Below are 20,504 nucleotides of genomic sequence, written 5' to 3'. Positions count from 1 at the left end.
CAGCCTGTCCTCCCTTCGAACGAAAGCGACACCGACCATGACCCTCCCCCTGGCTTCCGTCCAGCTGTACACGCTGGCCAAGGAGTTCTCCGACGACCCTTACGGGTCGCTCGACAAGCTCGCGGCCATCGGCCTGAAGAACGTCGAGGCGTTCGACTTCGTGAGCCGCCCCGCCGAGATCCGCGCGGCCCTCGACGCGAGCGGCCTCGCCTCGCCGACCGGTCACGCTCCGCTGCTCTCCGACGAGCTCTGGACCCCGGACGGCTCCATCCCGACGCCCGCTCCCGAGGTGGTCTTCGCGGCCGCCGCTGAGATCGGCATCACGACCGTGATCGATCCCTTCGTCCCGGTCGAGCGCTGGCTGACCGAGGACGGCGTCGCCGACATCGCCGACCGCCTCAACAGGGCTGCCGAGATCGCCGCGACCTTCGGCCTCAAGGTCGGTTACCACAACCACGCGCAGGAGTTCATCGCCTCCTTCGACGGGCAGACTGCGTACGAGCGCTTCGTCGCGACGACCGACGAGCGCGTCGAGATCGAACTCGACCTGTTCTGGGCGCTGACCGGCGGGCAGGACGGTGCCGCGCTCGTGTCGAAGCTGGGCTCGCGCCTGGTCGCCGTGCACGTCAAGGACGGCGTCGCGCCGGCCGAGAACCCGTTCGCTCCTGGCGCCGCGGCGTTCGGCTCGGACACCCTCGATCAGCGCCGTCCGGGCGAGGGCCACGTTCCTCTCGTCGAGGCGCTCGCGGCCGGCGAGGGTGCGATCACGTACGCCGTCATCGAGTACGACAACGCCCCGGGAGACGTCTTCGAGGACATCCAGGCGAGCTACGACTTCCTCGTGAAGGGCGGGTACGCGGCATGAGCGGTCCCATCGGAGTCGGCGTCATCGGAGTCGGCGTCATCAGCGACACCTACCTCGAGAACCTGAAGTCGTTCCCGGATGTCGAGGTCGTCATCGTCGGCGATCTGCTGCTCGACCGGGCGAAGAGCCAGGCCGAGAAGCACGGAGTCCCCGCCTGGGGCTCCGCCGAGGACGTCCTCGCGCACCCCGACGTGCAAGTCGTCGTCAACCTGACCATCCCCGCCGCGCACATCGAGGTCTCGGCCGCGGCGATCGCCGCGGGCAAGCACGTCTGGAGCGAGAAGCCGCTCGGCCTCGACCGCGCCGGAGCGGCCCGGCTCCTCGAGGACGCCGCCGCGAAGGGGCTCCGCGTGGGTTCGGCGCCCGACACCGTCCTGGGCCCGGGCTTCCAGACGGCCAAGCGCGCGATCGCGGAGGGCGTCATCGGCGAGCCGATGTTCGCGTCCACCACCTTCCAGACCGTCGGCCCCGACCTGTGGCACCCGAGCCCGGCGTTCCTCTTCGCCCAGGGCGCCGGACCGCTGCTCGACATGGGTCCGTACTACTTCACCGGCCTCGTCAGCCTCTTCGGTCAGGTCGAGCGGGTCGCCGCCCTCGGGCGCAAGAAGCTCGAGGAGCGGGTCATCCGCTCCGGACCCGACGCCGGCACCACGTTCCCCGTCGAGGTCCCCACCTCGCTGCAGGTCCTCACCTCGTTCGCCGCGGGCCAGCAGGCATCGAGCCTGCTGAGCTTCGACTCCGCGCTCGAGCGCCACGGCGTCTTCGAGGTCCACGGCACGGAGGGATCCCTCGTGATCCCCGACCCGAACCAGTTCGAGGGTCGCACCGCGTTCGTGAAAGCCGCGACGTCGATCGCCGACGGCGATTGGGGCGAGCAGGAGTGGACCGAGATCGAGCAGAAGGGCACGGTCGTCGGCCGAGGCCTCGGTCTTCTCGACATGGTCCGGGCGATCGCCGAGGACCGCCCGCACGTCGCCACTGGTGAGCTCGGATTCCATGTGCTCGACGTCATGCTCTCGGCACAGGAGTCAGCCGAGACCGGCGAGTTCGTCGCGATCGGCAGCACCCTGTCGACGCCGGTGCCCGCTGTCCCTGTCGATTTCGACCCCTTCTCACCGACCCTCTGAAGCAGCGACGGCTCCCGGCGTCCTCCCCTCAGTTTCCGCGCTCGGGGTCCGAGTGCCAGGGCTCGTGGGAGCGACCGGTTCCTCTGATCGGCCCGTGACACTCGTTGCAGGAGTCACGGGCCGTCGACCGGGATCTGGTCGAGGCGCATCCGATGCTGGCGGAGATCGCGGGCGAGGAGGCGGCGGCCCGCTCCGGGGGTCGGCGACGCCGGATCGGTGAAGAACGACGGAAGGATCGCTCCGGAGGTCCGTGGATCCGCGGATCCCGGCGTCCGGACAGCGATCCGTCCTTCGTTCTTCACGCACACTGCCCGTGCGGAACGCTCTCCGCGGGCGCCGGCTCTGCTGATCCCGGTCCGCGTGCGGAGGCACCCTGCCGCGCGACGGGCGCTGGCGCGACCACGCGGGGCGCGGCAGGCTGGGGGGATGAGCGACGACGCGAAGCAGACCCTCCTCCGGTACCTGCAGGAGGGGCGTGACGCCCTGCTGCAGAAGCTCGACGGGCTCGACGAGTACGACGTGCGTCGGCCGCTGGTCGCGACGGGGACGAACCTGCTCGGCCTGGTGAAGCACGTGGCGGGCACGGAGGCGGGCTACCTCGGGGCGGTGTTCGGTCGGCCGTTCCCCGAGCCGATGCCGTGGATGGAAGAGGAGTCGGAGCCGAACTCGGACATGTGGGCGACGGCCGACGAGTCGCTCGCCGATGTGGTCGCGCTGTACCGCCGCGTGTGGGCCCACTCCGACGCGACGGTCGCGGCCCTGCCGCTCGACGCGCCCGGCGTCGTGCCCTGGTGGACCACGCGGGAGGTCACGCTGCACCGGATCCTCGTCCACATCACCGCCGAGACCCACCGGCACGCGGGCCACGCCGATATCGCCCGTGAGCTGATCGACGGGCGCGTCGGACTCCGAGCGCCCGGCGACAACCTGCCGTCCGTGCCGGAGATGTGGTGGCCGGAGTACCGGGCGCGCCTCGAGTCGCTGGCGCGCGCCGTTCTCGACCGGAGCTGACCTGCCGGTACCCGTCGACCTCGGACATCGGGGCGCAGAAGAGCTCCCGACTGGATCCCCGCTAACGGCACGGCACGGGGCCTGTGCGACAGCGCCTCGGCGCGGGGCGGACCCTCACCCCTCGGCCCCACCCCCGTCAAGGGGTGGGGCGCCCGTTCGGCGCGGTCCTAGCGTCGGAGGACAGGTCGACCGGGAGGGACGGCTCGGGGGTCCGGGAGGGGCGAGATGCAGAAGCTGTACTACGCGAGCGGATACGTGCTGCTGGGGGACGAGGTCTGCGGAGCGGTCGTCGAGTACGCGCAGGCACTCGCGAACGTGAGCAAGTCGGACTTCGTCGTGGTGCCGTCGCTCTCGGACGAAGGTCTGCGCGGCGAGACGCGTTTGTTGATCGGACCCGCGAGCCAGCTCTTCAGCGGTCCGGTCCTCGACCGCGGCGTCGACCTCGACGACCCGGCGGTCGTCGAGTCGATGCGCGAGAAGACGCGGCGCCTCCAGCCGGCACGGCCGACGATCCAGGCGCGGTCCGAGGACGACGACGACGAGACGGACTACTTCTGATCCACGCCCGCTCGCCCGCCCTCACGAATCCAGCGTGGTGCTCGGCCGTTCCCCGAAGCGGTGGGCGTAGGAGGCCGAGAACCGCCCCAGGTGCGCGAAGCCCCAGCGCCGTGCCACCTCGCTCACGCTGACGACTCCGGAGTCGCCGGCGCGCAGCTCCTTCTGCACCCCGTCGAGCCGGATGCGGCGCAAGTAGTCGACGGCGGTGAAGCCGAACTCGCGGCGGAACTCGCTCTGCAGCGTGCGCAGGCCGATGCCGGCCGCCTCCGCGATCGCCTCGGTGCGCAGCGGTTCGTGCGCGTGCTCGTACATGAACTCGATCGCCAGGCGCAGGCGGCCCGAGCGGGGGACGGCGAGATCGCCGGGGGTGTCGAGTGCGGCGTGCGGGAAGGTCTCGAGCAGGGCCACGGCCACGGCGCGGTCGGCCTCACTGCGAAGCAGCGGCGAGCTCTCGGCGTCGTAGATCACCCGCGCGACGGTCGCGACGGTCGCCGACCAGCGCCGCAGCGCCTCCCCCTCGGGCCGCGCCGTGGTGTCGAAGAGGAGGGGGCCGCCGCCGGTGCCCTCGACCTCCTCCGCGATGCGCTCGAGGTAGGAGCCGTCGAAGTGGATGAGATTCTGCCGGTAGTCGTGGAACTCGAAGCGGCTGGGCCGACCGTTGACGAACACGGCGGGTTGCCCGAATCCGAGCTCCACCGTGTCGCCGTCGAGGTCCGTCACACCCTCGCCGGCCGTCAGCCACGAGACGACGTACTCGCCCTGGGTCTGGATCGAGCCCTGCACCGAGCCGGCGAACTGGCTCCCGCGCAGGGTGACGTCGCCGTCGCCGACGGCCGTGTAGCGGTAGGAGAAGTCCGCGCTCGGCTCCACGACGAAGCGGTGTCCGTTGTAGGAGCGCTCGAGGAGCGCCCGCGCCTGCTCGATGTCCCGCCCGCCGATGTCGGAGCGGACGACTCCGCCGTTCTGTTCCATCCTCCACAGACTCGCACGCGGAGCGCCGACAGGCCTGTCACCCGTCCGGGGAATTCGCTCAGCGGACAGGACTGGACGCAGGTCCGGCCGCGCGGGTCATGGCCTGCACGGTGGCTGCCTGGAACTGTGCGAGCAGCACCACGGTGTGCCGGGCTCGGGCCTCGACGGCGAGCGAGAAGGTCGCACCGGTCGGGGTGGCCTGCCACGAGCGGATGTCGCGGGTGCCGACCCTGGTCGAGGCGCCGCCGCCCCTCAGCACCAGCGCGTCCTCGGTGAGGCAGAGGCCGCCGCTGACGCCGCCGACGGTCGACGAGCACTCGAAGCCCGCGCCGTCCACGGACCCGGCGAGCTGCACGAAGTCGACGACGTCGGTCGCCCCGGTCGCACCCGGAGGAGCGCTCGGCAGTCCTGCGTGGCGCGTCATCAGCTGCTCAGGCCGCGTGCGTGAGCCCGGACGACTCCTGCTGCTGGGCCGGCTCAGCGACGATCCGCAGGCCGCGGCCGCTGTTCGCCTCCTCCATGAGCGCGCGCACCCAGCCGGCGTTGATAGCCGGCATGCGGCTGCCGTGGAACGAGAACTGCAGAGGGATGGTCGGGTGCAGCCAGAGCGTCTGCCGGCCGGTGCCGTGCGCGCTGGAGGCGTCGAGCTGGAACGCGAACGCCTCGTCGCGCCGGAACTTGTTGATCATGACGATCTGGAGGTGCGCGAGCGCCCGGTCGTCGATCTCGTGCGAAGTGGGAGGAGTGCCGTAGAGGAGTGCGCCCATGGTCGGTGCCGCCGTTCTGTGCTGACGTCGCGGTGCCGGCCGCGACTCGGGGAGGATCCCCGACGGGTGTCGTCGGGGTGAAGAGATGGCGGGGGACTGCGCCGTACGGACCGCGCTGGAGGCGGTGCAGCCGGTGGCCGTCCCTCGTGCTGTTCTGCGACCGTACGCGCCTCGACCGGCGCGCGCGTGCGGGTATCCGCAATGCGAAACGCGTGGTGCGGACTCCCAGGAGGGCGGTGTCGGAGGTGGGGATTCCTCGGTGCCGAGGGGCTCGGACGTGGGTGATGCTCGGTGATCGCGGCGAGGGCGGAGGGATTCGTCGGCGGACGCGGAATCGGGCGCTGCGCCTCCTCCCGCAGGATGGAGGCATGACCTCCACCGCCGAGCGCTACCGTCGCGCCGCCGTCGAACTCGCGCAGACCTCGCAGCGGCAGGTGGAGTGGGCGCTCGCCGTGGCCGGAGACGCCCGCCTCCTCGACCTGATCGACGGCCTCCCGGTGCAGCACCGGCAGCCGTCGCTTCTGTTCTCGGTGGCGCGGCTGCTCGGAGTGCCGGACGTCGACGGTGCCGGTTTCGCGGAGTGGCTCCGGGTGGAGTGGGCGCGAGTGGCGCCGGTCGCCTCCGAGCGGAGGACACAGACGAACGAGGCCCTGCGCTGCACCGCGCTCGTGGCGGCACTGGAGCGGATCACCGAGCCGAGCGAGCCGGTCGCGCTCGTCGAGATCGGCGCCTCGGCAGGGTTGTGCCTGGTGCCGGAGCGGTACTCCTATGCCTTCGAGGCGGCGGGCGGGGAGGTGCGGCTGGGGGCCGGCGCGCCCCTCCTGCGCTGCACGGTGACGGGAGGTTCGGCCCCTCACGGCTTCCGGTCGTGGCCTGGCGGCGGGGCCTCGACCTGCGTCCGCTCGACGTGCGCGCGGCCGGTGACCGTGCCTGGCTGGAGGCGCTGCTGCCACCCGACCGGCCGGAGCGCACCGCGCGGCTGCGCGAGGCGCTGGCGGTGCTGCGGGAGGATCCACCCGTGATCGCCGCGGGCGATGCCGCGGCCGGGCTGCCGGCCCTGCTCGACGCGGTGCCCCGCGGGGTGCGCACGGTGGTCGTCTCGCTCGGCACGCTGGTCTACCTGCCGTGGGACGCGCGCGAGAGCGTGCTGGCGACGGTGGCCGACCGTGGCGTGAGCCTGGTGACCCTCGAGGCGGAGGCGCTGCTCCCGCACCTGGTCGAGGCGCGCGGTGGTCGCGTCGCTCCCGACCCGACCCCGTTCTCCTCGCCGCCGACGGTGTCCCCCTGGCGAGCGCCGCCGCCCACGGCGGCACCCTCTCGTGGCTGGCCTGAGGCGGACTCTCGCGGGCGTCGGGGACGGCAGCGTCGGGGTGAACGGGCGCAGCGTCGAGACCCTGCTCGTCGTGTCGGATCCCGCGCAGCCCGAGAGGGCGAGCAGCACCTCGCCCACCAGGGCGCCTGACGCCGGCAGAGCGCCGGCGGCGCGGCGGTGCCTGCATAACGAAGGCCAGGCGGCCGGATCGACGCCGATTGGCGTCCCTCGACGCTCCCAGCCTTCGTTCTGCAGGTCAGACCTCGGTGTGCCCCAGCTCCGCGCGGGCCAGCAGCCGGATCTCCGGCTCCGCGACCCCCTCGAGCTCCAGCATCACCACGCGGTTGCGTCCGGCGCGGGTGACCGGTGAGGGCACGATCAGCGTCCGCTGCGGTCCGCGCCGCCAGTAGCGGCCGAGCAGGAACCCGTTCACCCAGACGAGCCCCTTGCCCCAGTGCAGCGTGTCGAGGTACAGGTCGGCGGGCTCGTCGAGCTCGACGACACCGGAGGCGAGCTGCGGCCCCGCGGCGAACGCCGTCCCCGCCGCGCCGGCCTCCACCAGCTCCGGCACGCAGTCCGGTACGAGCGCCCGTGCCGTCCAGCCCTCGAGCTCCACCTCGTCGAGCCGCACGCCGCCGACCAGGCCCTTGTGCTCGCCGATCCGCGCTCCGTAGTTCACCCGGCCCTGGTTCTCGACCAGGATCGCCAGCTCGCCCCTCCCCCTCGGGAGCATCAGCGCCCGCTCGTGGTGGTCGCGTGCGAGCACGCCGACCGGCGCGCCGTCGAGCAGCACCCAGGCGCGGTCGCGCACCTCCTCGCCCACCACGAGGCGGGCGGGTGCGGAGGAGCCGTCGAGAACGGTCGTGAACAGAACGAACCCGTCGTCGTGGCCCAGATCGTCGAAGGTCGCCATCGCGTCGAGGCGGGCGGGCGGCCCGAACGCCGAGTCGAGGCCGAGCAGCGCGGGCCCCGGGACCAGCGGAGCCGTGAGGGCGGGGGCGGGACCGCTCACGGCGGGCACCTCCGCGGGGACCGGTGCGTAGCGCGCGATCACCTCGCGGAACGCCCAGAACTTGGCTGTCGGGTCGCCCGCCTCGTCCAGCGGAGCGTCGTAGTCGTAGCTGGTCGTGATCGCTGCGTAGCGGCCCTTGTCGTTGGCTCCGCTGGTGAGCCCGAAGTTGGTGCCGCCGTGGAACATGTAGACGTTGACCGACCCGCCGGCCGCCAGCAGGGTCTCGAGCTCCCGCGCGGAGGCGTCCGGATCCGTCGTGTGGTGCTGCGTTCCCCAGTCGTCGAACCAGCCGCACCAGAACTCCATGCACATCAGCGGCCCGGTCGGCTGGAACTCGCGCAGAGTCGCGAGGCGTTCGGCGGCGCGCGAGCCGAACGATCCGGTCAGGTGCAGGCCGGGGAGGCTGCCGTCGGCGAGCATCTGCGGCGTCGGCTGGTCGATGGTGGTCAGCGGGACCGTGATCCCGGCGTCGCGGGTGACGCGCACCAGCTCGGCCAGGTACTCCTTGTCCGAGCCGTAGGCGCCGTACTCGTTCTCGATCTGCACGAGGACGACCGGCCCGCCGAGGTCGATCTGGCGCGGCGCGACGATCGCGTAGACCCGGCGGAGGTACTCGCTCACGGCAGCGAGGTAGCGCGGCTCCGACCGGCGCACGCCCACCTCGGGGTCGCGGAACAGCCAGGCGGGGAGGGCGCCGTTGTCCCACTCCGCGCAGATGTAGGGGCCGGGCCGCACGATCGCGTGCAGGCCCTCGGCGGCGACGAGGTCGAGGAAGCGGCCGAGGTCGAGCCCTGCGTCCTCGCGCCAATCGCCGCGGTGGGGCTCGTGCGCGTTCCAGGCGACGTAGGTCTCGATGGTGTTCAGGCCCATCAGCCTGGCCTTGCGGATCCGATCGGCCCACAGGTCGGGGTGGACGCGGAAGTAGTGCAGCGCCCCCGACAGGATGCGGTGCGGGCGGCCGTCGAGCTCGAAGTCGTCGGCGCCGATGGCGAAGCGGCTCTCGGGAACGGTGGTCATCTGGATCCCCCTCGGGGTCGTCGGGCTCGGGCTCATCGGGCTCGGGATGCGTCGAGCGCGAGGTCGTCGAGCCCGGGGTGGGACGAGGCGGGGCCGACCGGAGCGATCCGGCCGGCCCCGCCTCGGGCAGTGGGTGCTACTCCGAGACCGTGAAGCCCTGCGCGTTGCCGTACTGGACCAGCGTGCTCTGCCAGTCCGCGAGGCCCTTCTCGAGGCTGGTGCCGTTGGCGTAGGACTGGCCGACGGTGTCACCGAAGACGCTGTTCGCGTAGACCTGGTAGGGCAGGTACGACCAGCCGGAGCGGACGTCCTTCGAGGCCTGTGTCAGCACCTCGTTGATCTTCTGACCGCCGAAGTACTCCGACTCCTGGCCGGTGAAGTCGGGGTTGTCGAGGTCGGCCGTGGTCGCCGGGAAGCCGCCGCTCTCGAGGAACACCTCGACCGAGGCCTGGTCGCTGTTCAGCCAGCGCAGGAACGCGGCGGCCAGCGCCGGGTTCTCGCTCTGCTTGGTGACGGACTGGCCGCCTCCGCCGTTCTCGGCGCTCACCGCGGTGCCGTCGTAGGTGGGGATGGGCGCGACGGCCCAGTCACCGGAGGCGTCGGGGACGCTGGACTCGAGCACGCCGGGCATCCAGGCGCCGGTCACCAGCGAGGCGATCGAGCCGTCGGCCAGGCCCTTGTACCACTCGTCGCCCCAGGAGGGGGTGTCCGAGAGCAGCTTGCCCTCGACGAGCTTGTCCCAGACTCCGGTCCACTTCGCGGTGCCCTCGTCGGCGAGGTCGATCGTGACGTCGGTGCCGTCGGTGGTGAAGGGAGTGCCGCCCGCCTGCCAGATCATGCTGGTCGCGAAGCCCGCGTCGCCGGTGTCGGCGGTGATGTACTTCGAGGGGTCGGCGGCGTGCAGCTTCTCGGCGGCCGCGACGTACTCGTCCCACGTGGCGGGGACCGCGATGCCGTACTGGTCGAAGACCTTCTTGTTGTAGAACAGCGCCATGGGGCCTGAGTCCTGCGGGAGGCCGACGAGCTTGCCGTCGATGTTCACGCTGCCCCAGGTGGAGGCGGAGTACGTGTCCTCGAGGTCGCCCATGCCGTACTGCGACAGGTCGAGGAGCGAGTCCGAGAGGGCGAACTGCGGCATGGCGTAGTACTCGATCTGCACGACGTCGGGAGCACCGGAGCCGGCCTTGATCGCGTTCTCGAGCTTGGTGTACTCGTCCTTGTTGGTGCCGGCGTTGACGAGCTCGACGTCGACCTCGGGGTAGGCCTTCTCGAAGGCGGCGACCTGCGCCTCGGCGCTGGGGGTCCAGCTCCAGTAGGTGATCTTTCCGCCGGCCTCGAGGGCCGCGTCGAGGTCGGCGGCGGAGCCGGCGCTGGTCGTGCCGCCGCCGGAGGTGGACGAGCAGGCGGCGAGGGAGCCGGCGGCCAGGGCCGCGACGGCCGCGACGGTCAGGGTCCGCCTGAGGGCGGAGCGGGCGGTCTTCACGGTGCCATTTTTCACAGTGTCATTTTTCACTGGGGTGTTTCCCTTCACTTCTTCGTGCTGCGGGTGCTGCAGGTGGTGCGGGGCAGGACGCTCCGACCGGGGTAGGGGGGGGCTCAGCCCTTGACGCTGCCGGCGCTCAGGCCGGACTGCCAGAAGCGCTGGAGTCCGAGGAAGGCGACGACGATGGGGATGATCGTGAGCAGCGAGCCCGTGATCACGAGGTTGTAGATCGGCTGGGCGCTGACGCCGGTGGCCTGCGCGTTCCACTGGTTGAGGCCGACGGTGAGCGGGTACCAGGTGGGGTCGCTCAGCATGATCAGCGGCAGGAAGTAGTTGTTCCAGGTCGCGACGACCGAGAACAGCAGTACGGTCACGATGCCGGGGGCGAGGAGCCTGATCGAGATGGTGAAGAAGGTGCGGAACTCGCCGGCCCCGTCCATCCGCGCCGCTTCGAGCAGCTCGGTGGGAACCGACTCCACCGCGTAGACCCAGACCAGGTAGAGGCCGAACGGGCTGATCAGCGAGGGGATGATGATCGCCCACGGGGTGTTGGTGAGGCCGAGCTGGCTGAACAGGAGGAACGTCGGGACGGCGAGGGCCGTGCCGGGCACCGCGATCGCTCCGAGGACCACGGCGAAGACCGCCTTGCGGCCCGTGAAGCGGAACTTCGCGAGGCCGTAGCCGGCGAGCGTGGCGAGCAGCGTCGCGCCTCCGGCACCGACCACGACGTAGAGGAGGGTGTTGCCCAGCCAGCGGAGGAAGATGCCGTCGCGGTAGCTCAGGGTGTCGGCGATGTTCTGGAAGAAGACGACGTCGCCGTCGAACCAGAGGCCGAAGCTCGAGAGCAGGCCCGCCTGGGTCTTCGTCGCGTTGATGACCAGCCAGGCCAGCGGCACGAGGCTGTAGAGGATGAAGACCGACATCAGCAGGGTGAAGGCGATCGACTTCTTCGGCTGCACGGAGGAGCCGCGGCGGGGCCTGGGGGAGGCGCCTCCGGCTCGGGGAGCGGTCGCGAGGGCCATCAGTTCTCCTTCCGTGCGCCGCGGAGCTGCACGACGTAGGCGATCACCGCGGTGATCACTCCCATGACGATCGCGACCGTGGCCGACGCGTTGTACTGCTGACCGGCGAAGGACAGGTTGTAGGCGTACATGTTCGGGGTGAAGTAGGTGGTGATGATGTTCGGCGCGAGCGTCCGGAGGATGTTGGGCTCGTTGAACAGCTGGAAGCTGCCGATGATCGAGAAGATCGTCGCGATGACGATCGCGCCGCGCAGAGCCGGCAGCTTGATCGAGCGGATGACGCGCATCGGGCCGGCGCCGTCGATCTCGGCGGCCTCGTAGAGCTCACCGGGGATCGTCTTGAGCGCGGAGTAGAAGATGAGCATGTTGTAGCCCACGAACTCCCACGTGACGATGTTGCCGATGGAGGCGAGGATCCAGTCGCGCGAGAACGGCTGCACCACGTCGGAGCCGAGCAGGTCGTTGACGTTCGCGGCGAGGCCGAACGTGTCTCCGTAGATGAAGCCCCACATCAGCACCGCGACGACCGCGGGGACGGCGTAGGGGAGGAAGACCACGATGCGGAAGAAACCGGTGCCGTGCAGGCGTCCGCTGTCGATCGCGAGGGCCGCGACGAGGGCGAGCACGAGCATCACCGGCACCTGCACGACCAGGAACAGCAGGACGCGGCCGAAGCCCTCCCAGAAGTTCGGGTCGCTGAAGATCGCGGCGTAGTTCTGGAATCCGACGAAGGAGTTGCCGCCGACGAGTTGCTCGCGGAACAGGCTGAGGTAGATCGAGTAGACGACCGGGGCGATGAAGACGAGGAGGAACACGACGAGGAAGGGGGCGACGAACGCCAGGCCCTTCCACTCGCTCTTCGCGCGCGAGCGGGGAGTCGCGAGCGGCGGCGCTGGAGGTGCCACCTCGCTCAGCGGGACGGGGGGAGACGTCGTCGTCATGGGTGTCCGTTCGGGAGTCGTGCCGGTTGGTCATGTTCACGTCAACATGGCAGAGCGCCACCGTAGCATGTCCACGTCACCACCCGCGACTGCTCGCGTGGCACGGTCGCTCGACGTTGCACCACTGGCGAGGGAGAGCGCGGGAGAGAAGGAACCCCATGGCACTCGAAACCAACCGCACTCCCGCCTCCGCGAGGCCGCGCCGCGGAGTGTCGATGGCCGATGTCGCCCGGCGCGCCAACGTCTCGGGGCAGACCGTGTCGCGGGTCTCGAACGGCAAGCAGAACGTCGACGGCGAGACGCGGGAGCGCGTGCTCGAGGCCATGCGCGCGCTCGGCTACCGGCCCAACAGCGCCGCCCGGGCCCTGCGCACCGGCCGCTTCCACAGCATCGGCGTGATCATGTTCACGCTGTCCTCGTTCGGCAACATGCGCACCCTCGACGCGATCGCGATCGCCGCAGCGGATGCCGGCTACTCCATCACCCTCATCCCGGTCTCGCACCCCACCCAGGGCGAGGTCACGGTCGCGTTCCACCGGCTGAGCGAGGAGGCGGTCGACGGCGTCATCATCATCGTCGAGGCGCACCTGCTCGACGAGGCCGACATCGTCCTCCCGCCCGAGCTGCCTGTGGTGGTCGTCGACTCGGCCGGAGGCGACAAGTACCCGGTCGTCGACACCGACCAGGTCTCGGGGGCGCGCCAAGCGGTCGAGCACCTGCTCGGACTCGGCCACCGCACCGTGCACCACATCGCCGGCCCCGGTCGCTCCTACTCGGCCGAGCGCCGCCACGAGGCGTGGGAGTCGACGCTGCGCGCCCACGGCGCTCCGGTGCCCGAGATGCTCGTCGGCGACTGGTCCTCCGACTCCGGATACCGCCTCGGCGGGCGACTGGCCGCCGACCCGGAGGTGACCGCGATCTTCGCCGCCAACGACCAGATGGCGTTGGGCGTGCTGCGGGCGCTGCACGAGGCGGGCCGCGCGGTGCCGGGCGAGATCAGCGTCGTCGGCTTCGACGACATGCAGGAGTCGGCGAGCTTCTGGCCGCCGCTGACCACCGTGCGGCAGTTCTTCGGCGACACGGGCCGCCGCTCGGTCGACATCCTGCTGCGCGAGCTCGAGTCGGGCGAGCGTTCGGGTGTGACGCTCGTGCCGACCGAGTTGATCGTGCGCGAGAGCACGGGGCCGGCGCCGACCTGAGTCGCGCTGACGTGCGAGCTGCGGGGCTTCCGCGGTCCTCTCGGACGGGTCGGCCGGGCAGAGTGCTCTCGCGCTCCGCTGCCGCAGGTCGCTCGGAGCTCCGCAGGTCGCACGCGCGGAGCCGTCGTCGGAGGAGTCCCGGCGCGCGATACTGTGAGCCTCCTCACCCCGGAAGCACAAGGAGACGCACATGTCGGTCGGCCTGCTCGCGGTTGTCGATGACATCCTCACCGCCGCACTGAAGGCGAGCGCCAAGACGGCGGGCGTCGTGATCGACGACGCGGCCGTCACCCCGCAGTACGTCCAGGGGCTGACGCCGGCCCGCGAGCTGCCGGTCGTCTGGCGGATCGCGCTCGGCAGCCTCTTCAACAAGTTCGTCATCATCATCCCCCTGGCCCTGCTGCTCTCGGCGTTCGCGCCGTGGGTGCTGCCCTACCTGCTGATCCTCGGCGGCACCTTCCTCTGCTTCGAGGGCGCCGAGAAGGTGCTCGAGTGGTTCGGCGTGGAGCACGGCGGCCACGAACCGGAGGCGCGCGACGAGAAGAAGCTCGTGTTCGGCGCCATCCGCACCGACCTCATCCTGAGCACCGAGATCATGCTGATCGCGCTCGACGGGCTCGACACCGACGGGGGTATCGGCCCGACGCTCGGTGCCCTGGCGATCGTCGGCCTCGGGATGACGCTGCTCGTCTACGGCGCCGTCGCGCTGCTGGTGAAGATCGACGACATCGGCCTGCGGCTGATGAAGAACGCCGCGCGGGGTGTGCGCCGGGCCGGAGCCAGAGTCGTCGCGTCGATGCCCGTCGTGTTCCGCGCGATCAGCATCGTCGGAACGCTCGCCATGCTCTGGGTCGGCGGCCACCTGGTCATCTCGAACCTCGCCGAGACGTTCTGGCACGGGCCCGAGGACGTCGTACACGTCGTGACGCACGCGGTGGAGGGCGCCGGACCGGTCGTGGTGTGGCTCGCCGACACCGCCGTCTCGATGGTGTTCGGGCTGGTGCTCGGCCTGATCGTCGTCGCCGTGATCACGGGCGTCTCGCGCCTGCTCAAGCGCGGTCAGCCGGCCGAGGCGCACTGACTCCACAGCTGAGTACGCACAATGAAGGCTGGAGGGTCGAATCCCCTCGAATTCTCGAGGATTCGGGCGATCCAGCCTTCGTTACGAGGCCGTGGACGATGTGACCGCCCCCGGCCCGAGGGGCGGAGGCGGTCACGAGGAGTCGCGCGTCAGCTGCATCTGCGCGCGGCGTACGCGGCGGGGATCACCGTGGTCACGGTCGTGCCGCCGGCGGTCCCGGTCGCGGTGACGGTCGCCTCGCCGGCGGGCACCGAGGCGGCACGCGTCGAGAAGGCGGCGCTGGCGTTCTTGCCGGGGGCGACTCCGGTGAACTCCTTCGAGCCGTAGGCCGAGGCCACGGTCATCGACACCGGGACGCCGGCGTTGTTCAGCGCCGTGACCGTGAGCGTCACCGTGCCGGTGATGCAGCGGGTCGTCGCGGTCACCGCGACGGCGAGGGCGGCGGGCTGCTTGAGCGTCACCGTCACCGTCGTCGTGGTGGTCGACGTCCCGTCGGCCGAGGTCACGGCGACGGAGGCGACTCCGCCGTTCGCCGTGGTCGGCTGCGTGACGCGCACCCGGGCCGCCGAGTCGGTGGCCGCCGCGGTGATCACCGGCATCGTCGTGCCCTTGACGGTCACCGCGTAGGAGGTGCGGGCCGGGTCGAAGGCGGCGACGCCGACTCCGTTCACGCGCAGCGCCCCGAGGGCGCTGACCGCGGCGGGCGACGCGACCGACTCGAACAGCTTCACCTCGGACACGATCATGTGTGTGTTCGCGTTGGCGTTCATCACGATGCGGAACGCGGTCGCTGTGACCGGCGCGAAGCTCGCGACGAGCGTGGGCGCGGTGCCGTCGGCGGGGGAGGCGACGGGCTGCGCCGTCTCCCAGCCGGGGACCGAGGTCCACGTGCCGTCCGCGGCGCGGTACTGGAGCTGCGCGCTCTGCGCCCAGCTGTTCGTGCCGTCGCGGAAGAACTGCACCGACGCCCGCTGCACCTGGCGGGCTCCGGGGAAGGTGTAGGTCAGCGTGCTCTGCGCGGCCTTGGTGCCGCTGACCCAGTTCGACCAGCCCTTGTCACCGTCGACTCCGTTGCGGGTGCGCTCCGGTCCGTAGCCCGACTCGGCCGACGTCGCGCTGGCGACGATGCCCGCATCGGGGTTGACGTTGCGGAGCGTGCCCGCGGTGACGAGCACCGTGAGGGTGGCCGGAAGCGTGGCGCCGTCGGCGGTCGCGGTTCCCGTGATCGGCACGGAACCGGGCTGGGCGAGGGAGGCCGTGGTGAGCGGCGTCCAGTCCCAGGTGACCGGCACCGCGAAGGTGCTGGTCGAGGCTCCGACGCGAGCCGGCACGGTGGTGGGTGCGGCGGCCTTCACCCCGGCGACGCTCGCTCCGGAGGCGACGGTCACCGAGACCGGGTCGGTCGCGGTGAGTCCGCCCACGTCGACGAGCGCGGTGACGGGGATCGACTGGCCGAACAGGTCGGTCGCGGTGCCCTTCACCTCGACGCGGCCGGCGGTGCCGTAGGCCGCGTCGGCCGGGCGCTGCCAGGTGACGGCGACCGGCGAGCCGGCGCCCCACGAGTACTGCGGGGTGATCGAGGCGGGCAAGGTCGGAGCGACGCCCACGGTGGTGCGGACGGCGACCGTCTGCGTCGCGGCCGGGGCGAGGTCGCGGAGGGTCCACGACTGGTTCGCTCCGCCGTTCGAGCCGTAGACGCCCACCGCGGTGTTCTCGGCGCTCGACTGCCCGTTGACGTCGAGCGACTGGGCGATCGACTCGTTGACGAGGGTGACGTTCACTCCGTCGGTCGAGTTCACGATCCAGCGCGTCGCCGCGGTGGCCTTGGCGGAGTCGACCGATACGGAGCGCAGGTCGGTCCCGGCGGTCGTCGCGCCGAGGACGCGTCCGTCGGTCGTCTGGAGGACGACGCGGCGGGTGGCCTCGCGCTCGCCGGCCGGAACTTCGTGCACCGTCCAGTTCTGCTTCGCGGCGGCGGCGGAGTCGGTGGCGAGCGTCGTGATCGTCGTCGCGGCTCCGGTCGTCGTTGCGGTCAGAGCCTTGCCGCTCTGCGTGCCGACCAGCTGGTAGTGGTAGCCGTCGCGCAGGGCGGGGGCGGAGTCGGCGACTCCCGACACTCCGTCGATCGCGAAGGTGGTGACCGACTTGGCGGGCACGGTGACCGTCGCGGTGCGCGACTCCCGATCGATGACGACCGCGGTCTTCTGCACGAGCGCGTTGCCGGTGGGTGCGGCGGCCGAGGAGGCCTGGGTCGTGACGGAGGGCGTGACCGTCGCGCCGTCGGCGATCGTGCCGAAGCGCGAGAGGTCGAGCGTGATGGTCTGCGAGGCCGTGGCCGTGTTGCTGTGCACGATGGTCGCGCCCGTGCCGTCGGCGCGGATCGCGGCGGTGCTGGCGGTGTCGTTCACCGACATCAGGCGGTCGCCCTCAGAGATGAACGTTGTGAAGTTGCGGATCGTGTTGAACTTCGAGTTGGTCTCGACTCCGCAGACGGGGGCCTTGGTGGAGTCGCCTCCGGCGTCGGCGACGCGGCGGGCCGACTTCCAGAGCTCGCCGCCCGCCTCCTGGTACGGCTGGCAGTCGAGGTCGATGAAGATCGAGCCCCAGTTAAGGTTCTCGCCCTTCGGGCTCATGTTGTAGAGGTCCTCGACCGGCTGCCAGAGCACCCAGGCCTTCGGCTCGAGCTCGCGCAGGTCGTCGTGGATGCGGCCCGCGATGCCGAGGCCGTTCTCGATGTTGGCGGGGTCGTAGCCCTGGACCCAGTTGCCCTCGATCTCGCTCATCCACAGGTCGGTGTCGGCCTGCTTCGAGAGGTCGCGCACGGCGAGGCGGTCGGAAGTGCCGTAGGTGTGCACGTTCATCCGGTCGACCTCGGCGCGGATCGCCGGGGAGTAGGCGGCCCAGTTGGTCGTGAAGATGCTGGGGTTGGTCTCGTCCATCGCGGCGAGGCCTGCGTCGGTGGTCGAAGCCTCGAGCGCGGCGGCGACGTCCGGGATCAGATCGGCCTGTCGGGCAGGGCCCATGTGCATGCCCTCCTGCCGTCCGCCGGTGGGGACGCCGTTGGTGAGCTGCGTGCCCCAGTAGTTCGTGTTGGGCTCGTTGAAGGGGTCGAGGGTGTCGAACTCGATGCCGTACTCGTCCTCCACGTGCTCGGTGACGTTGACGAGGTACTTGGCGAACTGCTGCTCCGCGGCCGGTTTGAGCTGCTCGCTCGTGGCGGTGAAGCCTCCCGAGACGTAGCCGCTCTCGGTCATGAAGTACGGGGCGGAGTTGGCGAACGCCTCCCAGTGCGAGATCTGCTGCTCCGCGGCGAGCTTCTCGACCCACCAGCGCTGCGTCTCGTCGGCGGTCCAGTCGTAGGAGGCGGGGTCGTCGGCGTTCCACTTGGCGAGCAGGGCCGCGCGGTCGGCGTAGTTCGTCGTGGTGCCGCCGTACGCGGCTCCCGTGGTGTCGGGCTTCCACCAGCCCTCGACGGCACCGCCGGGGCGGAGGTAGTCCTGCACGTCGGAGGCGTTGCCGCCGCCGATGTTGTAGCGGGCGATGTTCAGGTCGAGGCCGTCCTCGCCGAACACCTTCTGGTAGAGGTCCTCGCGGAGGGCCTCGGGGTAGTTCCCGGTTGCGTTCGCGAACCAGACGAGGCTGGTGCCCCAGCCCTCGAACGCTTCACCGGCGAAGGCGGGGTTCGGCGTGATGCGGAACGTGTCCGCGGCCTGCGCGGGTGCCGCTGCCGCGGGGATCGCGAGCAGGGCTCCTGTGGCCAGGGCGGCGCTCGTGGCGAGCGCGGCGACCCTTCTGAAGGACATCGACATTGATGCGTTCTCTCTTTCGCCATCGAAATAGGAGGGTGTTCACGTGAACACGCTCTGCTGGCCGACCCTACATGTCCACGTCAACAAGCGGAAGGCGCGGGCTCCGCTCGAGCGGGACCCTTGCTGCCGCGACGATCCAGCAGTCGTCGCACGCGGCCCTCGAGCGCGACGACTGCTGGATCGTGGGGCGCCGCTCAGAGGCGGTGCGTCGTCTCGGGGAAGGACTCCGGCTCGCACTGGATGGTGGCGTGCTCGATGCCGTGGCGCTCGCGGAGGACGGCGAGCACCCGACCGAGAGCGGTGCGGTAGTCGGCGTCCGGGGCGACCACGATGTGGCCACTGGCGGTCTCCATCCCAGAGGTGATGGTCCAGACGTGCAGATCATGCAGCGCCAGAACGCCGGGTACCGCGCAGACGTCGCGCTCCAGCGCCTCCAGGTCGATGTGCGCGGGAGCCGACTCCATCAGGATCCCGAGCGCCTGCCGTGTCAGAGACCAGGTGCGCGGCAGGATCATCAGGCCGATCAGCACGCCGACGATCGGGTCGACCCATGCCCAGCCGGTGGTCAGCAGCACGATGGCCGCGACGATCACGCCGACCGAGCCGAGCGCGTCCCCGAGCACCTCGAGCGAGGCTCCGCGGAGGGTGATGCTCGTGCGGGCGCCGGCCGCGAGCAGGCGCAGGCTCACCAGGTTCACCAGCAGGCCCACGATCGCGGTGATCAGGAGGGGCCCGCCGGGCACTGCGGGTGGCTCGGCGAAGCGACGCACCGCCTCGACGATCACGAAGCCGGCCACGGCGAACAGCAGGAGGCCGTTGGCGAGGGCGGCGAGCACTTCGAGGCGGTAGGAGCCGTAGGTGCGTCCCTTCGCGGCCGGGCGTGCGGCGAGTGTGATCGCAGCGAGCGACATCCCGAGCGCGAGGACGTCGGTGCCCATGTGTGCGGCGTCCGAGAGCAGCGCGAGCGAGCCGGTCGAGACTCCGACCGCGAACTCGACGACCATGAACGCCGCGGTGAGGACGAAGGCGGCCACGAGAGGGCGCCGGTGCTGTGCGGCAGCGGAGCCGGCGGGCGTGCCGTGTGCATGGGCCATCAGATCCTCGAATCCCTGTTCATATGCGTAGTCTTGCATATGTCGAGCGGGAGTGCCTCCCTCCGGGCGACCTGTCGAGAAGTGCGGGCGCTGAGCCGCGCGCAGCGCGGGCGGGTGCCTGCGGCGCGATGCCTGGTTGATCCACGTGCCCCGGGGTGACCCCGGAGAGGACGGAGCAGCGCGTGCCCCGTCCGCCTCGCCCGGAGGGGCGACGCCTCCAGCCTAGGCATCGCGGGCCGATCTCGGCTCGGTGCCGATCTAGGCTGGGCGCAGTGCGGAGGGGGCGCGGTGCAGGGACGCGAGGTGCTGGTCGAGACGCTCGTGCACGCCTTCCTCGGCGCGGAGTGGACCGCCGATGCGCTCTCGGCGGCCGCGGTCGACGCGCTCGGCGCCCGGCGGCGCTGGCGCGCCAGGGTGGTCGCCGGGGTGCTCGTCGCGTTCCCGCATCCTCCCCTCGACGCCCCCCGTGAACTCGCACGCTGCCTCGACGCTCTGCTCCCCGACCGCGCCCAGCCCGGAGTCGCGCACCTCGCTCCTGTCGCCGCCCGGGCGAGCGCCTCCTCCTCCCCCGTGCCGCGGATCGACGGCTGGGGCGACCTCGCGCGGCTGCTCGCCCTGACACCCGGCGAGCTGGAGGCCTTCGCCGACGTGCAGCACTGGAACCGCCGCGCCCCCGAGGGTCCGGTGCAGCACTACGACCACGTCTGGCGCGAGCGGCCCGGCCGTGCCCCGCGGCTGCTCGAGGTGCCGCGGCCACGGCTGCGCGCGGTCCAGCGGAGCGTCCTCGACCAGCTGGTCGGACTCGCCCCCGTGCATCCCGCCGTGCACGGCTTCGTGCCCGGCCGCAGCGCGATCAGCGGTGCCGCGGTGCACGCCGGTGCCGCGATGGTCGTGACGCTCGACCTCCAGCGCTTCTTCGCGCAGGTAACGGCGCCGCGGGTCTTCGGCGTGCTGCGCGCCGAGGGGCTGCCCGAGGGCGTCGCGCACGCGCTGACCGGGCTCTGCACCCACGAGGTCCCCGTCGCGGTGCTGCGTCGGATGCCCTCCGGCGGAACCCCGGAGGAGCGGGCCGCACTGCGCCGCTCCCTCTCGCTCGCCCACCTGCCGCAGGGCGCCCCCACGTCTCCCGCGCTGGCGAACGTCGCGCTACGCCGACTCGTCGCGCGCCTGGCGGGGTACGCCGAGGCGGCGGGCGCACGCTACACGCGCTACGCCGACGACCTGGCCTTCAGCG

General features: G+C 71.3%; 18 protein-coding genes. 9 read left to right on the top strand and 9 right to left on the bottom strand.

The genetic code is table 11. The features are described 5' to 3' along the window. Nucleotides 1-37: 37 nt before the first annotated feature. The 4 genes from ACH61_RS04870 (at nt 38) to ACH61_RS04850 (ending at nt 3,561) form a co-directional block, all read left to right on the top strand. Nucleotides 38-865 (top strand): sugar phosphate isomerase/epimerase family protein, encoded by an 828-nt coding sequence (locus ACH61_RS04870; protein WP_068209277.1) that lies wholly within the window; start codon nt 38-40, stop codon nt 863-865. Next, entirely contained in the window at nt 862-1,992 is a 1,131-nt protein-coding gene (locus ACH61_RS04865) for a Gfo/Idh/MocA family protein (protein ID WP_068209274.1), read from the top strand. The genes ACH61_RS04870 and ACH61_RS04865 overlap by 4 nt, the downstream gene beginning before the upstream one ends. Nucleotides 1,993-2,418: 426 nt before the next feature. Continuing rightward, the gene (locus ACH61_RS04855; RefSeq protein ID WP_068209269.1) at nt 2,419-3,003 is read left to right on the top strand and encodes a DinB family protein; all 585 of its coding nucleotides are present in this window, start codon (nt 2,419-2,421) and stop codon (nt 3,001-3,003) included. A 225-nt stretch (nt 3,004-3,228) separates the two neighbouring features. Continuing rightward, complete coding sequence (locus ACH61_RS04850) at nt 3,229-3,561, top strand: hypothetical protein (protein ID WP_068209267.1); 333 nt, start codon at nt 3,229-3,231, stop codon at nt 3,559-3,561. Nucleotides 3,562-3,582: 21 nt separating this feature from the next. Here ACH61_RS04850 and ACH61_RS04845 read toward each other — a convergent pair whose 3' ends face one another. The 3 genes from ACH61_RS04845 to ACH61_RS04835 are packed head-to-tail and all read right to left on the bottom strand — an operon-like array spanning nt 3,583 to nt 5,300. Next, nucleotides 3,583-4,533 carry a helix-turn-helix transcriptional regulator gene (locus ACH61_RS04845; RefSeq protein ID WP_068209264.1) on the bottom strand — a complete coding sequence of 317 codons (951 nt, stop codon included), beginning with the start codon at nt 4,531-4,533 and terminating at the stop codon, nt 3,583-3,585. Between the two features lie 58 nt (nt 4,534-4,591). Continuing rightward, nucleotides 4,592-4,957 (bottom strand): hypothetical protein, encoded by a 366-nt coding sequence (locus ACH61_RS04840; RefSeq protein WP_068209259.1) that lies wholly within the window; start codon nt 4,955-4,957, stop codon nt 4,592-4,594. 7 nt (nt 4,958-4,964) lie between these two features. Further along, complete coding sequence (locus ACH61_RS04835) at nt 4,965-5,300, bottom strand: DUF7882 family protein (protein ID WP_068209257.1); 336 nt, start codon at nt 5,298-5,300, stop codon at nt 4,965-4,967. 368 nt (nt 5,301-5,668) lie between these two features. Here ACH61_RS04835 and ACH61_RS18190 point away from each other — a divergent pair, with 368 nt between their 5' ends. Together ACH61_RS18190 and ACH61_RS04830 are read left to right on the top strand one after the other, a co-directional pair. Then, on the top strand, nt 5,669-6,322 hold the full coding sequence (locus tag ACH61_RS18190; RefSeq protein ID WP_413784023.1) for a DUF2332 family protein: 654 nt from the start codon (nt 5,669-5,671) through the stop codon (nt 6,320-6,322). Next, a complete protein-coding gene (locus ACH61_RS04830; protein WP_413784022.1) occupies nt 6,208-6,762 on the top strand; it encodes a DUF2332 family protein in 555 nt (184 codons plus the stop codon). The genes ACH61_RS18190 and ACH61_RS04830 overlap by 115 nt, the downstream gene beginning before the upstream one ends. A gap of 106 nt (nt 6,763-6,868) precedes the next feature. Here the strand turns inward: ACH61_RS04830 and ACH61_RS04825 are convergent, their stop codons facing one another. From ACH61_RS04825 to ACH61_RS04810, 4 genes are all read right to left on the bottom strand, one after another. Continuing rightward, entirely contained in the window at nt 6,869-8,641 is a 1,773-nt protein-coding gene (locus ACH61_RS04825) for a glycoside hydrolase family 35 protein (protein WP_068209254.1), read from the bottom strand. Nucleotides 8,642-8,777: 136 nt separating this feature from the next. Continuing rightward, entirely contained in the window at nt 8,778-10,124 is a 1,347-nt protein-coding gene (locus ACH61_RS04820; RefSeq protein ID WP_082845027.1) for an ABC transporter substrate-binding protein, read from the bottom strand. Between the two features lie 113 nt (nt 10,125-10,237). After that, nucleotides 10,238-11,047 (bottom strand): carbohydrate ABC transporter permease, encoded by an 810-nt coding sequence (locus tag ACH61_RS04815; protein WP_236713544.1) that lies wholly within the window; start codon nt 11,045-11,047, stop codon nt 10,238-10,240. Between the two features lie 98 nt (nt 11,048-11,145). Then, nucleotides 11,146-12,087 carry a carbohydrate ABC transporter permease gene (locus tag ACH61_RS04810; RefSeq protein WP_068209250.1) on the bottom strand — a complete coding sequence of 314 codons (942 nt, stop codon included), beginning with the start codon at nt 12,085-12,087 and terminating at the stop codon, nt 11,146-11,148. A gap of 158 nt (nt 12,088-12,245) precedes the next feature. On the opposite strand from ACH61_RS04810, the gene ACH61_RS04805 reads away from it, so the two are divergent. Together ACH61_RS04805 and ACH61_RS04800 are read left to right on the top strand one after the other, a co-directional pair. Further along, nucleotides 12,246-13,286 (top strand): LacI family DNA-binding transcriptional regulator, encoded by a 1,041-nt coding sequence (locus tag ACH61_RS04805; protein WP_068209247.1) that lies wholly within the window; start codon nt 12,246-12,248, stop codon nt 13,284-13,286. Between the two features lie 190 nt (nt 13,287-13,476). Continuing rightward, complete coding sequence (locus ACH61_RS04800; RefSeq protein ID WP_068209244.1) at nt 13,477-14,367, top strand: DUF808 domain-containing protein; 891 nt, start codon at nt 13,477-13,479, stop codon at nt 14,365-14,367. Nucleotides 14,368-14,516: 149 nt separating this feature from the next. Here ACH61_RS04800 and ACH61_RS04795 read toward each other — a convergent pair whose 3' ends face one another. Both ACH61_RS04795 and ACH61_RS04790 read right to left on the bottom strand, forming a co-directional pair. Continuing rightward, nucleotides 14,517-18,176, bottom strand: coding sequence for a glycoside hydrolase (locus tag ACH61_RS04795; RefSeq protein ID WP_068209241.1), 3,660 nt, complete (start codon nt 18,174-18,176; stop codon nt 14,517-14,519). Nucleotides 18,177-18,370: 194 nt separating this feature from the next. Next, complete coding sequence (locus ACH61_RS04790) at nt 18,371-19,270, bottom strand: cation diffusion facilitator family transporter (protein ID WP_068209238.1); 900 nt, start codon at nt 19,268-19,270, stop codon at nt 18,371-18,373. A gap of 288 nt (nt 19,271-19,558) precedes the next feature. Between ACH61_RS04790 and ACH61_RS04785 the strand changes: the two genes are divergently transcribed. Then, on the top strand, nt 19,559-20,504 hold a 946-nt coding region (locus ACH61_RS04785; protein WP_068209235.1), incomplete at its 3' end, for a reverse transcriptase family protein.

It is taken from the genome of Rathayibacter tanaceti, from assembly GCF_001634385.1.
Classification (GTDB): domain Bacteria; phylum Actinomycetota; class Actinomycetes; order Actinomycetales; family Microbacteriaceae; genus Rathayibacter; species Rathayibacter tanaceti.
The sequence above is the reverse complement of the archived record's forward strand: the minus strand, read 5'-3'. Positions and strand labels throughout refer to the sequence as shown.